Genomic DNA, 14126 nt, shown 5'->3' with positions numbered 1-14126 from the left:
GAGACCATGAAAGCCCTGATCGTCATCGACATGCAAAACGATTTCTGCCCCGGTGGCGCGTTGGCTGTTCCCGAAGGCGACATGATCGTGCCGGGCATCAACGCGCTGATGGCCGAGTGCGACGCCGTGATCCTGACACAGGACTGGCATCCGGCCGGGCATTCGTCGTTCGCGTCGTCTCATGCCGGGCGCGCGCCCTATGACATGATAGACATGCCCTACGGCCCCCAGGTCTTGTGGCCCGACCACTGCGTTCAGGGCAGCCGCGGCGCCGCACTCCACGCGGAGCTGACAACGGACCGCGCCGATCTGATCATCCGCAAGGGCTACAACCCTGCGATCGACAGTTATTCGGCGTTTTTCGAGAACGATCAAACGACGCCGACCGGGCTGGAGGGATACCTGCGCACCCGCGGGATCACAGAAGTGGTCATGGCAGGGCTCGCACTGGATTTCTGTGTGAACTTTTCCGCCGTGGATGCCGCAAGGCTCGGGTTCGGCGTGTCGGTGCGGCAAGAGCTGTGCCGCGCGATCGATCTGAACGGATCGCTGAATGCGGCGCTTGAGGGGATGAAAACTGCGGGTGTCGCGCTGACCTGAGGGGGCATGGCCGGAAAATTCGAACTTTCCGGACCGGATTCTTGTAAGAATTCGGATATGCGGCCGGGCTGCGCGTCAAACTTCTTTGCGGGCGCTTGCGTGTCGGCCGGTCGTTTGCTCTAACCCTGCGGCAGATCACATCGGAGCCGTCATGGTCGATATCGCCACCCGCGTCTGGAACCACAAGTGGAAGATCGACCCCATCGTGCGGTCGCTCATCGACACGGATTTCTACAAGCTGCTGATGTGCCAGTCGGTGTTTCGCAACAAACCCGACACGCAGGTGACCTTTTCGCTGATCAACCGGTCGACGCATATCCCGCTGGCGGACCTGATCGACGAGGGCGAATTGCGCGAACAGCTTGACCACATTCGGTCGCTGTCGCTGAGCCGGGGCGAATCCACCTGGCTGCGCGGCAATACCTTCTATGGCAAACGCCAGATGTTCCGCCCCGATTTCATGGAGTGGTTCGAAGGGCTGCGCCTGCCGCCCTACAACCTTGAACGCAAGGGCGATCAATACGAATTGACGTTCGAGGGCACCTGGCCCGAGGTGATGCTGTGGGAGATTCCCGCGCTGGCAGTGCTGATGGAATTGCGCGGCCGCGCGGTTCTGGATGGCATGGACCGCTTCGAACTGCAGGTGCTGTATGCCCGCGCCATGACCCGCGTGTGGGAAAAGATCGAGGCCCTGCGCGAAATTCCCAAACTGTCGATCGCCGACTTCGGGACGCGGCGGCGGCACAGCTACCTTTGGCAGGACTGGTGCGTGCAGGCCATGCGCGAAGGACTGGGGGACGCCTTTACCGGCACATCGAACTGCAAGATCGCGATGACCCGCGAGATGGAAGCCATCGGCACCAACGCGCATGAACTGCCGATGGTCTATGCCGCGCTTGCACTGGACGACGATGCGCTGGCGCGCGCGCCCTACGACGTGCTGTCGGACTGGCACGACGAGCACGAAGGCAACCTGCGCATCATCCTGCCCGATACCTACGGCACCAAGGGGTTTCTCGACAGCGCGCCGGACTGGCTGGCGGGGTGGACCGGCATTCGCGTCGACAGCGGCGATCCCGCTCAGGCGGCGGAGACGGCAATCGACTGGTGGACGGAGCGGGGCGAGGATCCGAAGACCAAGCGTGTCATCTTCAGTGACGGGCTGGATGTCGACAAGATCCGCGATCTGCACGCGCGCTTCTCGAGCCGGGTCAATGTCTCGTTCGGTTGGGGCACGCTGCTGACCAACGATTTCCGAGGGTTGGTCCCGAACGACGCGCTGGCGCCGTTTTCGCTGGTGTGCAAGGCGGTTGCGGCAAATGGCCGGCCGACGGTCAAACTATCGGACAACCCCAACAAGGCGATGGGCCCTGCCGAGGAAATCAAACGCTACAAGCGCGTTTTCGGTGTCGGCGAACAGACCGTGCAAGAGGTTGTCGTCTAGGGGGCGGCGCGTGCAAGGCGCCGTTCGCGCCAGACGATGAGCAAGCCGCCCGTGGCGATCAAAAGCGCACCGGGGAAAAGTTCGGCCCAGGGGGCTTCCTCGAAGAACAGCCAGCCAAAGATAAAGGCGAACGGGATGCCGAAATAGCTGAACGGGGCGAGGTTGCTTTGTTCTGTCATGCGGTAGGACACCGTCAGGCAGAGCACGGCCACCCCGCCAAAGCCCCCCATCGCCAGGATCCACATCAGGTCGCTGCCGCCCGCCACCGGTGTGAAGCCGCCGGTCAGCAGCGCGAGGATCATCGACCCGACCGCGGCCACGCCCGAGGAATAGAGATTGATCAGCGCGCTGGGTGGACCATCGTCCATCATCCGCGCGGTGATGCCGACCAGGGCGTAGAGAAGCGCGGCTCCGAGCGGCAGCAAGGCCACCGGGGTGAAGGTGTCGCGACCCGGTCCGACGACCAGAACGACGCCGCCAAACCCCACGACCACCGCCGCCCAGCGCAGCGCGCCCACCTTTTCACCCAGCAGCGGCACCGCCAATGCGGTCATGAACAGCGCGTTGGCATAGGTGATCGTGGACGCGGTGGCAAAAGTCAGAAGCCCGAGCGACAGGTAGAAGCAATATTGCGCAAAAGTCACGATCACCCCCCGGAGCACTGCGAGCCGCCACTGGCGCAGGCCCAGCGTCCGGCCGTTCTCGCGCCACTGCCGCGACAGCCACAGCGCCAGCACCGAGGGGACCAGCCCGAAGAGGTTGCGCCAGGCCGACAGTTCTGCGGCCGAATAACCCGGTGACAAAAGCTTGATGATCAGACCCATCGCATCGAAGAGCAACAGCGCCAGCAGCGACAGCAGGATCGCAAGGGTTGTGCGGGACAGGACCATGCAGCGACACTATCGCGCCCGGGCGCCGTGCCAAGCGGAAAGCGCGCGATCCGGTAGTGCGGCTGCGCCGCGCGAGATGTCTTGAAGACAGGCCTCTGGCCAGTCTTCAATGCGCCTCCGGCGGAGGGTCTTCGGGCCAGAAGAAATCCCTGGCCGCGCTGACGGGGGATCAGGTCTTGGGGTCGACCTTGCCACGCAGGGCCTTGACCTCGCCGCGCACCTTTTTTTCCTTGAGCCTGCGTTTCTTGCTGCCGAGTGTCGGCCTTGTCGGGATACGCCGTTTCGGCGGCGTCAACGCCCGGCGAACCAACTCGGCCAGCCGGTCGCGTGCGATGTCGCGGTTGCGGGCCTGGCTTCGTGTTTCGTCGCACTGGATCACCAGCGCGCCCTCGTTCGTCCAGCGGCGCCCGGCCAATCGCCGCAGTCTGGTCTTGACCGGGCCGGGCAGCGACGGCGAGCGTTCGGCCTCGAACCTGAGTTCAACCGCTGACGACACCTTGTTCACGTTCTGCCCGCCGGGCCCGGACGCGCGCATGAACGTTTCCGTCAGTTCCCAGTCTTCGATGGCAATGTCTTTGGTGATCCGCAGCATGGTTCCTCTTTCCGGCGCAAGCATCGCATCGGAACGCGGCGAGGTGAAGGGGGCGTTTGATACCCCGGTTGCCCGAGGCAGGGTCGCGCCGGCGGGTTTCAGATTGGTGTTCGCATCTGCACCGAACCTGACGGGCGGTTGATGGACCGGCCCACGAAAAAGGGCCGCCCCGTCGCCGGTGCGGCCCTTTCGAAAGTTGTTCGGAGGTGGGATCGGTTAGATCAGCGATCCACTCGGGCGGCGCGGGCCGCGAAGGGCTGCCTCAGCGGGCGACCTCCCAAGCTGTTCCGACACCTCGCTCCAATACCTTTCTTGACACTGGATCACCTCCTTTACTTTGCTGTTGAACTCGGTAGGAGGTTTGCACAGCTTTCGCCGGCTGCAAAGCGTTTTTTCAGGCAGCCGCGAGATACCGTGCCGTCAATACGCGGAACGGGATGAGGGCAATCAGCGCCAGCCCCAGCTTGACCATCCAGTCGGAGACCGCCAGCGAGACCCAGAGCGGCGCCACCGGCCCGGCGCCCAGCAGCGGCAGCATTTCGCCCGCCCAACTGACGTCGTTGCCCGGCTCGATGAAGGCAAGGCTGCCGGCAAAGGCGATGGAAAAGAACAGCGCGGTATCGACCGTGCTGCCCACCAGTGACGATGCAAACGGTGCGCGCCACCACCGGCCCTCGCGCAGGGCCGAGAAAACCGACACGTCCAGCAATTGTGCGATCAGGAAGGCGATGGCGGAGCCCATCGCGATGCGGATCGTGACCAGGGGCCCGTATTCGCCCAGGATCTGCGTGCCGATCAGGGAACAGGCCAGTCCGACGGCAAAGCCGACCAGAACCACGCGCCGTGCGGCCGATGCGCCATAGGCGCGGTTCATCAGGTCGGTGACCAGAAAGGTGAAGGGATAGACAAAAGCCCCCCAGGTCAGCCACTGACCGAAGAGGAATTGAACAAGGATGTTCGAGGCGACCACGAGGGCGGCCATGGCAAGAATGCCGGGAAGAAGTGTACGCGTCATGATGTATCCGTTTTGGCAAGGGTGCGGCGACTTGGCCTGCGCGGGTGGCAGACGCGGCAGGCTTTAGGCCTGTTCCAGCCACTGTGCAAGCCCCTGTCGGATCATTCCGTCACGGCGTAGTCGACCAGTTCGGTGCGTTGAAAGCGCAGGAAATTGTCGTCCGAAACCATTGTCAGGCGTGTGACGCCCCGCGCATCGCGCCAAACCGCGATGCCTTCGAGGTTGTCATGCAGGTTCGGTCGCGTGGTCAGTAGCGTGACCTCGGCCAGATCCGGCGCGGAGAGCACAAAGCGCCTGATACGGCTGCGAAACCCCAGCGGCGTGATCGTCCGCTCCAACAGGTAAAGCCGCCCGTCGCCATCGAAATCGGCCCCGACCGGAAGAAAGGGGCCACGGCGCGGAATCCGTGCCGCGACCTTCCAGGTGCTGCCGTCAAAGCGCAGCAGTGGAAACGGCGCTTGCCGGCCGCCGGATCGCTCCGGGATCGTAAACAACGCGCCGTCGGGGTGCTGGGCGAGCGCCTCGAACCCGCTGTTCTTGCCAAGCCGCGCCACGCCGGGCGGTTCGGGCAGGCGCCGGATCTCGTCGCGGTGCGGATCATAGCGCAAGATGCGGTGTATTTGCTCGAAGGAGACGAACACCACGCCCTGCGGCGTGACGACAAGCCCCTCGGCATCGGTGCCCTTGTCGCGCAGGGGAACGAAATCGCGGGCGCGCAGCGGTTCGACCGTCTTGACGTCCACGCCGGTGATCCGTCCGTTCTGACGGGCAATGCGGCCGCGGATCAAGAGCCCCCTGTCGGTGATCGCCGTCAGCAGCGTACCGGTCCGGTCAAGCTCGATCCCCGACACACCGCCGAATAACGGGTCAGGCTGCGTCCAGCGATAGCTGCCAAGATACTGCGCCGCCGGTTCGGCCGTCGCCGTGGTCTGTGCCGCGATCAGGGCCGCCGCGATCAGTTGGCGGAGAGGACGGATTGGCATTGCGCAGGCAGATCGGCCAGCACCAGTTCGCGCCTGGGCTTGGGCTTGGGGGCATTCGGATCGGGCGGCGGGGGGTTCAGGATATTGTTCACCCAGGCCTGGGCATCGGCGCAGCCATCGCCGGGCGGCGGCGGTGCCTGGTTGACGCAGCTTGCCGCACCCGGAGGGCAGTTCAGGCGGACGTGGAAATGATAGTGGTGCCCGTACCAGGGCCGCACCTTGCTCAGCCAGCCGCGATCGCCGGTTTCATCCTTGCACATCTGTACCTTGGCACCGGGAAACACGAAAATCCGCGCGGTGCGCGGATCGCTGGCGGCGGCCTTGATGATCTCGTGATGGGCGCGGGTCCAGTTATCGTTCACGAAGGCGCCGTTGGACCGGCGGGTGGAAATCGAGGACATGTTTTCGCGCTGGGTGGCGGTCAGCGTCAACGATGTCGCGGGCTTCATCCAGATATCGATATCCATGCCGATCTGGTGGCTGGCGTGCCCGGTCAGCATCGGACCGCCGCGCGGCTGGCTGATGTCACCGACATAAAGGCCCTGCCATCCCGGTTGGCGCGCCGCCTGCGCGCTCAGCGTCTTGATGAAATCGACCGTCTGGGGGTGGCCCCAGTTGCGGTTGCGTGACAGGCGCATCGCCTGCCATGTCGGGCCGGTTTCCGGCAGTTGCGCCGAGCCCGCGAGGCATCCCTTGGCGTAGCTGCCAAAAGACGCGGGTGTCTGGCGCGAACCATCCGTCTTGGCGCCGAACAGTTTTTTGGCCTGAACGTTCGACAATGCGCCGCCCGACGATCCGATGGTCGGCAGAACCACCGGCGCCTGCGTGGTCTGCGGTGTCTCTGTGCCGCCGCCGCCACAGGCGGCAAGCACCAGTGCCAGGGACACCGTGGTGAACGCCTTGATCAGCCTCATGCGCGATGCTCCCCCTGCGGTTTGACCCATGCTAGCAGGATCAGACCGATGATGAATAGCCCCACAACGGGTGTGATCCCCAATCTCTGGCTGCCGGTCAGGTCGCTTGTCAGGCCGATCAGGGCGGGCGCAAGAAACGACGTCGCCTTGCCCGAAAGGGCATACAGCCCGAAGGCTTCGGTCATGCGATCGGGGTTGCCCTGCCGCGTCAACATGTTGCGCGACGAGGCCTGCAACGCGCCGCCCGCGGCGCCGATCAGCGCGCCGGCCAGGTAGAACAGGATATCGGGCAGGGCGGACCCCTGCGGCAAGGCGATGCCCATGACCGACACCGGTGTAAGCGAAATGATCAGAACGGCGGTGCCGATCAGGATGACGCAGCATGACAGGATGACCGGCATCGGGCCTATGCGACGATCCACGCGACCGCCGATCCAGCAGAACACCGCCCCGCTGATCGCGGCCAATATGCCGAAAATGCCGATGTCGATGATCGACCAGTTCAGAACCCCCAGCGCATAGATGCCGCCAAAGGTATACATGCCGTTCAACGCGTCGCGGTAGAACATCGACGACCCGAGGTAGGCCATCAGCGATGGCTGCCGTGGCAGCCTGCGCAGGGTCCGCACCAGATCGGCCAGCCCTTGACCCAGCTTGTAGCGCTGTGCCGCCGCCTTTGGCATGTCGCGCGCATACAGGAAAAACGGCACCATGAAGACGACGAACCACGCCGCGGTCAGCGGCCCGACGATGCGGGTGTCGGCCTTGGTCGCGGGATCAAGCCCGAACAACGGTTTCAGCCCGACCATCGTGCGACCGCTGTCGCCCGCCTGAAACAGCGCGATCATCACGACCAGCGCCAGTACGCCGCCGACGTATCCAAAGGCCCAGCCGGAGCCGGAAATGCGCCCGCGCTCGCCGACATCGGCGTGCAGCTCTGGCAGGTAGGAGTTGGTGAAGATCGTGGCGAACTCCATCCCGATCAGGCCGATGCCAAAGAAAAACAGCGCCCAGAGCACCGAGAAATCCTGCGGCGCGGTCCACCACAGGCCCGCGGACCCGATCACGTAAAGCGCGCTGAACAGCCAGATCCAGGGCAACCGTCGCCCCGAACTGTCGGCGACCGCCCCCAGGACGGGCGCAAGAAGGGCGATGGCAATGCCCGCGACGGTCAGCCCGTAGCCCCAATAGGCCTGCGCCTGCGCTTTGGCGGCGGGCAACGCCATGCCGTCTTCGACCAGCGATGCGGTCGCTGTCTGCGCGAAATACGGACCGAAGATGAAGGTCAAAAGCAGTGTGTTGTAGGGCTGGCTGGCCCAGTCGAAAAAGTACCAGCCCCAGATCCGCTTGCGCGCGCTGATCGCTGGAATGTCCGTTGCCACGCTCGCCATGCCGCTGCCGTCCCCGCCCGTTTCTTTTGCCGAAAACTAGAGCAGGGGTGGCCGGTTTAAGCAAGCCAAGGTTTCAGGCGGCGTGTTTTTCGACTGCGGCGGCGTCAATGCCCTGCCGAGCGTTCTCGCGATGCGGCGCGTCCTGCATCGGCGGCCAGGGCCGTGTCGCCTCGGCGGCGATCCAGTTCGCGATCCAATCGGGCATATCCGGCGACACCGGGTCGCGCCCCATTGCCCGCAACACAGTTTGCGGCGGAACGATGCCATCCGCTCCGGTCACCGCCGCGCGGTAGAGCACATGGCTCGCGCATTCGCCGTCGCGCTTCCACATCGACTGCTCGATGTAGGTGAACTTGTCATCCCAGCACACCAGTCTGCTGCGCATCTCGAACCGCTCGAACCCCCGGATGCGGCGGCGGTAGCGCACCGAACTGCCAGCCATGGTCAGGCCCCAGCCTTCGCGCCGCAGTGCCGCGATCAGCCCGGCCCGCTGGGCCGCGGCGATGCGCCCAAGGTCGTAAAGCGTAAGCGCCCGGCCATTGTTGAGCTCGCGCCAGATATCCAGATCCCAGGGCCAGCAGATATGCCGGCTGACATGCAGATCGGTGACCTGCGCCAACCTGGGCTGGCGGCTGGCAATGGCTATGTCTTTGAACAATCGGACAAACGGGAACATCGGATCTCTCCTTTGGATATGGCGGAGATGGGGCCGGGCCGGGCAAGGTCAACCACGACGCCACGACACTTGCCCTTTGGCATGCGCGCGCTTAACTGACAGGCAACGCAAAGAAAGGGCCCTGCCATGCAATCACTGTTCCAAATCCTGATGCTTGTCCTGAACGTCGTGTGGTTCATCATCATTGCGCATGTGATCATGTCATGGCTGATCAACTTTCAGGTGCTCAATCTGCGCCAGCCGCTGGTCGCGCAGATCTGGGACGGACTGAACAGATTGCTGGAGCCGATCTATGGCCGGGTGCGGCAGTTCCTGCCGCAGATGGGCGGCCTTGACCTGGCGCCGTTGGTGGTGTTGCTGGCGGTGGCGGCGCTGCGGATCATCCTGGTCAACAATTACATGCTGTTCATGTAGGCAAGATGCCTTGGATGCCTCCGGCGGGAGTATTTTCGCCCCAAAGAAGACAGGGGACTTGTCCACCCATTGCGAGTGTGGGAATCTGCCGCAAAAGAGCAGATGAATTGACAGGATCCCCGCATGACAGGCGCTGCCACGCTGTTACGTGACGTTTTCGGCTTTGACGCCTTTCGTCCGGGCCAGCAAGAGATCGTCGAAGCCGTGACCGCCGGCGAGAACGTGCTGGCCATCATGCCCACCGGCGGCGGCAAATCCCTGTGTTTCCAGTTACCGGCCCTGATGCGCGATGGCGTGACGGTCGTGATCTCGCCCTTGATCGCATTGATGCGCGACCAGGTGCGCAGCTTGCAGGAAGTGGGCGTGGCCGCGGGCGCGCTGACCTCCGGCAACACCCCCGAAGAGACCGATGCCGTGTTCCAGGCGCTGGAGGCGGGCACGCTCAAACTGCTTTACATGGCGCCCGAGCGGTTGGCCGCCGGTGCCGCCATGGGGTTGCTGCGACGGTCCAACGTGCGGCTGATCGCGGTGGACGAGGCGCATTGCGTCAGCCAGTGGGGTCATGATTTCCGGCCAGATTACCTGAGGATCGGTGAATTGCGGCGCAGCCTGGGGGTGCCGCTGGCGGCCTTTACCGCCACGGCGGATGCCGAAACCCAGGCCGAGATCGTCCAGAAGCTGTTCGACGGAACGCCGCCCACCGCGTTTCTGCGCGGCTTCGATCGGCCCAACATCCATCTTGCCTTTTCCACCAAGAACAGCCCGCGCAGCCAGATCCTGTCTTTCGCCTCGGCGCGCAAGGGGCAGTCGGGCATCGTGTATTGCGGCACCCGGGCGAAGACGGAAGGGATCGCGGGCGCGCTGCGCGACGCGGGGCACGAGGCGATGCATTACCACGGTGGCATGGAGGCCGCGGACCGGCGCCAGGCCGAACGTCGGTTCCAGCAGGAGGACGGGTTGATCGTGGTGGCCACGGTCGCCTTTGGCATGGGGATCGACAAGCCCGACATTCGCTGGGTCGCGCATGCCGATCTGCCGAAATCGATCGAGGCCTACTACCAGGAGATCGGGCGTGCGGGCCGCGACGGTGCGCCCGCAGAGACGCTGACGCTGTTCGGGCCCGAGGACATTCGCCTGCGCCGCAGCCAGATCGACGAAGGCCTCGCCCCGCCAGAGCGACGCGCGGCGGATCACGCGCGATTGAACGCGCTTCTGGGTCTGGCCGAAGCCCTGGAGTGTCGCCGCAAGACATTGCTCGGCTACTTTGACGAGACCGAGATCACCTGTGGCCGTTGCGATCTTTGCGACACCCCGGCCGAGGTCTTTGACGGGACGACGGCGGTGCGCAAGGCGCTGTCGGCCATATTGCGCACCGATGAGCGGTTCGGCGCGGGGCACCTCATCGACGTCTTGACCGGCAACGAGACCGACAAGATCCGGCAGCATGGCCACGCCGGTCTGCCGACCTATGGCGTCGGGACCGAGTACGACCGCCGGCAATGGCAGGCGGTGTTCCGGCAGATGATGGGCCACGATCTTGTGCGCCCCGACCCCGAACGCCATGGCGCGTTGCGGATGACCGATGCGGCGTTGCCGCTGTTGCGGGGCGAGACCACGATATCCCTGCGGCGCGACAGCATCGCGGCGGCAGCCGACAACCGGCGTCCGGCGGTCAAGGCGATGGTGTCGGAGGAGGATGCGCCGCTGCTCTCGGCGCTCAAGGCGAAACGCCGTGCGCTGGCCGAGGCGGCAAAGGTGCCGGCCTATATCATCTTTACGGACCGCACCCTGATCGAAATGGCGGAAACCCGGCCCCGGACGCTGGACGATATGGCGCGGATCGGCGGTATCGGCGCGAAAAAGCTGGAAAGCTACGGGAGCGCGTTCCTTGAGGTGATCACCGGCGAGGCGGCCCAGATGCATCCCACGCGCCGCAAGCTCGCGGGCCGCGAGACAGGCACGCTGTTCGATCGCCTGCTTGCCGTGCAGGCCGATCTGGCGCGGGGGATGGATGGCACGGCCAAACCGCTCAGCTGTTCGGCGTCTCTGCTGGCCAAGGTCGCCCAGTCCAAACCGGGCGACGATGCGGCGATGGAACGGCTGTTGGGCGACAAACGGGCGCAGCGTTTCGGGCCCGCCTTTCTGGACGTCCTGCGCGAGGCGGGCTAGGTCCTTGGTCAAACGAACGAAGGATGGCAGCATGCTTGTGGTGATTTCACCCGCGAAACGGCTCGACTGGGCGGCGCGGGACGTAACGACGACGGACCCCGATTTTCAGGAAGACGCCGTGCGTCTGGTCAAGACCGCCCGCAACCTGACCCTGACCAAGCTGAAGGGCCTGATGGATCTCAGCGATGATCTGGCCCGGCTCAACCGTGACCGTTTCGCCAGCTTCGAGGCGGCGCCCACGGAAGAGGCGACCCGGCCCGCTGCCCTGGCCTTCGCGGGCGACACGTACCAGGGGCTCGAGGCCCAGACCCTAGATGCCGATGAGCTCGACTGGGCGCAGGATCATCTGCGCATCCTGTCTGGTCTCTATGGCCTGCTGCGCCCTCTGGACGCGATCCAGCCCTATCGCCTTGAGATGGGCAGCCGTCTGAAAACCCGCCGCGGCAGCAGCCTCTACGATTACTGGGGTGACGATTTGAGCAGGGCGTTGAGCGCGCGGGCCAAGGCGCTGGGCACCGATACGCTGGTCAATTGCGCCAGCCAGGAATATTTCGGCGCGGTGGCCCCCAAGACGCTTGTCCCCCGGGTCGTGACGCCGGTCTTCAAGGAAGACAAGGGCGACGGCAAGCCCCCCAAGATCGTCAGTTTCTTCGCGAAAAAGGCCCGCGGCGCGATGGCCCGGTTCATCATCCGGAACAGGGTGGCCGACGTGGAGGGACTGCGCGACTTCGACACGGGTGGCTATGCCTGGCAGCCGGATCAGTCCGACGCATCAACGCTGGTCTTTGTGCGCCCGTACCCCACGACCTGACGCCGATGCGCCGTTCCGGGGGTCCAGCGCATCCACCGGGCAGGCACTCAGGATATGTTCGATGATCAGCGCCTTGCGCAACGGTTTTGACAGATAGTGGTCCAGACCGGTTTCGAGGATGGCATCCGCCTCGTCCGTTCCGGTGTGTGCGGTCAGTGCGACGATGGGCACGTGCACGCCGGTGCCGGATTCGATCTTTCGGATGATTCGCGTGGCGGTCTTGCCGTCCAGACGGGGCATGCAGATGTCCATGAACACCAGATCGGGCGCGCTTGCCTGATACACCTGGACCGCCTTGACGCCATTGTCGGCAAAGGTCAGATCGATGTCGAGATCCTTGACCATCTTGCGGAACACCAATTGGTTGGTGGCGTTGTCCTCGGCTGTCAGGACCCGCATCCGGCGGCGCGGCTGATCGTCTGGGATCGGCCTTGCGTATGCCACGGGCGGGTTCGCCGGCGGCAGCGGTACAGGAACCGGCGGATCAACCACCGGCAGGGCCGCCGAGAACTTGTCGAAAACACAGGCAAGCTCGACCGGCTGGCGCAGCAAGACAGGTTTGGGCACATCCGCACGGCCGTTTGGCGCGGCATTGGGTTCGCTGGTGAACACGAAAACGGGCATGTGATGGCCGGCGGCCTGCACCCGTCGCAAAAGCGCCAGACCATCAAGCGCGGGAGGACTGTGATCGATCAGAACCAGGTCGATGTGCGGGCCCAGGTCGTCCATGGCGGAGGACGCCGTGTCATGGGACGTGACCCGCACGCCGACGCGTTCCAGATGGCCGTGCAGCGTCGCGCGCGAGGCTTCAAGCGAATCCACCAGCAGGACATGGCGCAGACGATCGGGCCGCAAGACGACCGGGGCCGACTTGCCCGCCGCCACGGGCAGGGTCAGATCCAAGCCGAAGGTCGATCCGACATCTTCCTGGGATGTCACGCTGATGCGCCCGCCCATCATATCGACCAGCTTGCGGCTGATGGCCAACCCAAGGCCGGTGCCGTCAAACTGGCGGTTGCGATCGTTTTCGACCTGCGTGAATTCCGCGAAAACCGTGTCGATCATGTAATCGGGTATGCCAATTCCAGTGTCCGCCACGCTGATACTCAGCGCAACGGTTCCCGCTTTGGCGTCGGGCTCGCCCGTCACGCGAACGCTCACGTGACCCCTGGATGTGAATTTGACGGCATTGCCGACCAGATTCGTCAGAACCTGACGCACCCGGCCGGCATCGCCCGTATAATCCGTCGCCAAAAGCGGATCGAAGTCCATCGTCACCGCCAGACCTTTCGCGGATGCGGTGGGCTGCGCCAGCATGATCACTTCGCGCACGATCTGCTTGAGGTCGAGCGGTTCGTGACGCAGCACCATCCTGTCGGCTTCGATTTTCGATAAGTCGAGCACCTGATTGATGATCGTCAGAAGGGCCTCGCCGGAGTTGCGGATCGTATCGGTGTAAAGCCGCTGTTCCTCGGTCAGGTCGGTCTCGCTCAGCACCTCGGCCATGCCGACGACACCATTCATCGGGGTGCGGATTTCGTGGCTCATGTTGGCAAGAAACGTCGACTTGGCGCGACTTGCGCTTTCGGCCAGCATCCGTGCATCCTTGAGGTCGTTGGCGTGCTGAACGTCGGCGGTGACATCCATCAGCAGCGAAACCACTTCTCCGCCAAGGCCGCGCCGGTCGATCACCTTGATGTACTGGCCGTTGCTCTGCTTGACGATGACTTCCTGCGGATCGTCGCTTTCAAGCCGGGCGAACATCCTGTCGCGCCATTCGTCCTGCGGCCCCTCGTCTGGGTCGATGCGGCGTTCGTCCACGACGATCTGCAGGACCTCCTTGTAACTTATTCCGGGCTTGATCAGGTCAGGATTGTGAAAACCCGAAAGATAAGCCTGGTTCCGCATGACGAGTTTCAGGTCGGAATCGAACAGCGCAAATCCGGCCCTGAGCGCTTCGACCGCATGCATGAACTGCCTTTCGACCAGGCCGATCCTGTCGCGCTGCGCCGTAAGCGCGCAGGTCAGCCGCAGGTTTTCCGCCCCGAGGTCTGCCACCCTTGCGTCGGTCCGGGCCTGCCGCCGACGCGCGGCATCGAGCTTTGCCTCCTGCTCGGCCAGCATAAGCTCGGCCTGTTGCCTGCGACGGGTCTCTTCCGCCAATCTCTCGACAAGGCTCATCCTCGGCTCCCTCGATGGTCTGGGTCGGCGTGAACGGCATCATCGG

13 protein-coding genes are annotated in these 14126 nt (G+C 64.3%); 5 read left to right on the top strand and 8 right to left on the bottom strand.

The genetic code is table 11. The annotated features are described in order from the left end of the window. The first annotated feature begins 6 nt into the window (after nt 1-6). Together pncA and pncB are read left to right on the top strand one after the other, a co-directional pair. Nucleotides 7-600: a bifunctional nicotinamidase/pyrazinamidase gene (pncA, locus tag FDT80_RS09380; RefSeq protein ID WP_138662022.1), complete on the top strand. Its 594-nt coding sequence runs from the start codon at nt 7-9 to the stop codon at nt 598-600. Between the two features lie 151 nt (nt 601-751). Next, a complete protein-coding gene (gene pncB, locus FDT80_RS09375; RefSeq protein ID WP_138662021.1) occupies nt 752-2044 on the top strand; it encodes a nicotinate phosphoribosyltransferase in 1293 nt (430 codons plus the stop codon). Here pncB and FDT80_RS09370 read toward each other — a convergent pair. From FDT80_RS09370 to FDT80_RS09340, 7 genes are all read right to left on the bottom strand, one after another. Further along, nucleotides 2041-2934, bottom strand: a complete 894-nt coding sequence (locus FDT80_RS09370) for a DMT family transporter (RefSeq protein WP_138662020.1) — start codon at nt 2932-2934, stop codon at nt 2041-2043. The two genes, pncB and FDT80_RS09370, sit on opposite strands and share 4 nt — an antisense overlap. 169 nt (nt 2935-3103) lie before the next feature. Next, entirely contained in the window at nt 3104-3526 is a 423-nt protein-coding gene (arfB, locus tag FDT80_RS09365; protein ID WP_138662019.1) for an alternative ribosome rescue aminoacyl-tRNA hydrolase ArfB, read from the bottom strand. A gap of 394 nt (nt 3527-3920) precedes the next feature. Further along, a complete protein-coding gene (locus tag FDT80_RS09360; protein ID WP_138662018.1) occupies nt 3921-4541 on the bottom strand; it encodes a queuosine precursor transporter in 621 nt (206 codons plus the stop codon). Between the two features lie 101 nt (nt 4542-4642). Continuing rightward, on the bottom strand, nt 4643-5524 hold the full coding sequence (locus FDT80_RS09355) for an esterase-like activity of phytase family protein (RefSeq protein ID WP_138662017.1): 882 nt from the start codon (nt 5522-5524) through the stop codon (nt 4643-4645). Beyond that, complete coding sequence (gene mepA, locus FDT80_RS09350) at nt 5497-6438, bottom strand: penicillin-insensitive murein endopeptidase (protein ID WP_138662016.1); 942 nt, start codon at nt 6436-6438, stop codon at nt 5497-5499. The genes FDT80_RS09355 and mepA overlap by 28 nt, the downstream gene beginning before the upstream one ends. Continuing rightward, nucleotides 6435-7829: an MFS transporter gene (locus FDT80_RS09345; RefSeq protein WP_138662015.1), complete on the bottom strand. Its 1395-nt coding sequence runs from the start codon at nt 7827-7829 to the stop codon at nt 6435-6437. The genes mepA and FDT80_RS09345 overlap by 4 nt, the downstream gene beginning before the upstream one ends. A gap of 73 nt (nt 7830-7902) precedes the next feature. Further along, nucleotides 7903-8505 carry an acyl-CoA thioesterase gene (locus tag FDT80_RS09340; RefSeq protein ID WP_138662014.1) on the bottom strand — a complete coding sequence of 201 codons (603 nt, stop codon included), beginning with the start codon at nt 8503-8505 and terminating at the stop codon, nt 7903-7905. A 126-nt stretch (nt 8506-8631) separates the two neighbouring features. Here FDT80_RS09340 and FDT80_RS09335 point away from each other — a divergent pair, with 126 nt between their 5' ends. From FDT80_RS09335 to yaaA, 3 genes are all read left to right on the top strand, one after another. Then, nucleotides 8632-8919, top strand: coding sequence for a YggT family protein (locus FDT80_RS09335; protein WP_138662013.1), 288 nt, complete (start codon nt 8632-8634; stop codon nt 8917-8919). A gap of 123 nt (nt 8920-9042) precedes the next feature. Next, nucleotides 9043-11088 (top strand): DNA helicase RecQ, encoded by a 2046-nt coding sequence (gene recQ / locus FDT80_RS09330; RefSeq protein ID WP_138662012.1) that lies wholly within the window; start codon nt 9043-9045, stop codon nt 11086-11088. A gap of 31 nt (nt 11089-11119) precedes the next feature. Beyond that, nucleotides 11120-11899, top strand: coding sequence for a peroxide stress protein YaaA (gene yaaA / locus FDT80_RS09325; protein WP_138662011.1), 780 nt, complete (start codon nt 11120-11122; stop codon nt 11897-11899). Here the strand turns inward: yaaA and FDT80_RS09320 are convergent. Further along, the gene (locus tag FDT80_RS09320) at nt 11861-14080 is read right to left on the bottom strand and encodes a response regulator (RefSeq protein ID WP_138662010.1); all 2220 of its coding nucleotides are present in this window, start codon (nt 14078-14080) and stop codon (nt 11861-11863) included. The genes yaaA and FDT80_RS09320 overlap by 39 nt on opposite strands. Nucleotides 14081-14126 lie beyond the last annotated feature (46 nt).

The sequence above is a fragment of the Sulfitobacter sabulilitoris genome (assembly GCF_005887615.1).
GTDB classification, from domain to species: Bacteria; Pseudomonadota; Alphaproteobacteria; order Rhodobacterales; family Rhodobacteraceae; genus Sulfitobacter_E; species Sulfitobacter_E sabulilitoris.
Note: the sequence above shows the minus strand (reverse complement) of the source record. Positions and strands in the feature narration are given on the sequence as shown.

What these genes read in the sequence shown, in the direction of transcription:
- arfB (WP_138662019.1), bottom strand. Translation starts at nt 3,526, where the DNA reads ATGCTGCGGATCACCAAAGACATTGCCATCGAAGACTGGGAACTGACG.
- FDT80_RS09360 (WP_138662018.1), bottom strand. Translation starts at nt 4,541, where the DNA reads ATGACGCGTACACTTCTTCCCGGCATTCTTGCCATGGCCGCCCTCGTG.
- yaaA (WP_138662011.1), top strand. Translation starts at nt 11,120, where the DNA reads ATGCTTGTGGTGATTTCACCCGCGAAACGGCTCGACTGGGCGGCGCGG.
- pncB (WP_138662021.1), top strand. Translation starts at nt 752, where the DNA reads ATGGTCGATATCGCCACCCGCGTCTGGAACCACAAGTGGAAGATCGAC.
- FDT80_RS09335 (WP_138662013.1), top strand. Translation starts at nt 8,632, where the DNA reads ATGCAATCACTGTTCCAAATCCTGATGCTTGTCCTGAACGTCGTGTGG.
- FDT80_RS09345 (WP_138662015.1), bottom strand. Translation starts at nt 7,829, where the DNA reads ATGGCGAGCGTGGCAACGGACATTCCAGCGATCAGCGCGCGCAAGCGG.
- pncA (WP_138662022.1), top strand. Translation starts at nt 7, where the DNA reads ATGAAAGCCCTGATCGTCATCGACATGCAAAACGATTTCTGCCCCGGT.
- FDT80_RS09320 (WP_138662010.1), bottom strand. Translation starts at nt 14,080, where the DNA reads ATGAGCCTTGTCGAGAGATTGGCGGAAGAGACCCGTCGCAGGCAACAG.
- mepA (WP_138662016.1), bottom strand. Translation starts at nt 6,438, where the DNA reads ATGAGGCTGATCAAGGCGTTCACCACGGTGTCCCTGGCACTGGTGCTT.
- FDT80_RS09370 (WP_138662020.1), bottom strand. Translation starts at nt 2,934, where the DNA reads ATGGTCCTGTCCCGCACAACCCTTGCGATCCTGCTGTCGCTGCTGGCG.
- FDT80_RS09340 (WP_138662014.1), bottom strand. Translation starts at nt 8,505, where the DNA reads ATGTTCCCGTTTGTCCGATTGTTCAAAGACATAGCCATTGCCAGCCGC.
- FDT80_RS09355 (WP_138662017.1), bottom strand. Translation starts at nt 5,524, where the DNA reads ATGCCAATCCGTCCTCTCCGCCAACTGATCGCGGCGGCCCTGATCGCG.
- recQ (WP_138662012.1), top strand. Translation starts at nt 9,043, where the DNA reads ATGACAGGCGCTGCCACGCTGTTACGTGACGTTTTCGGCTTTGACGCC.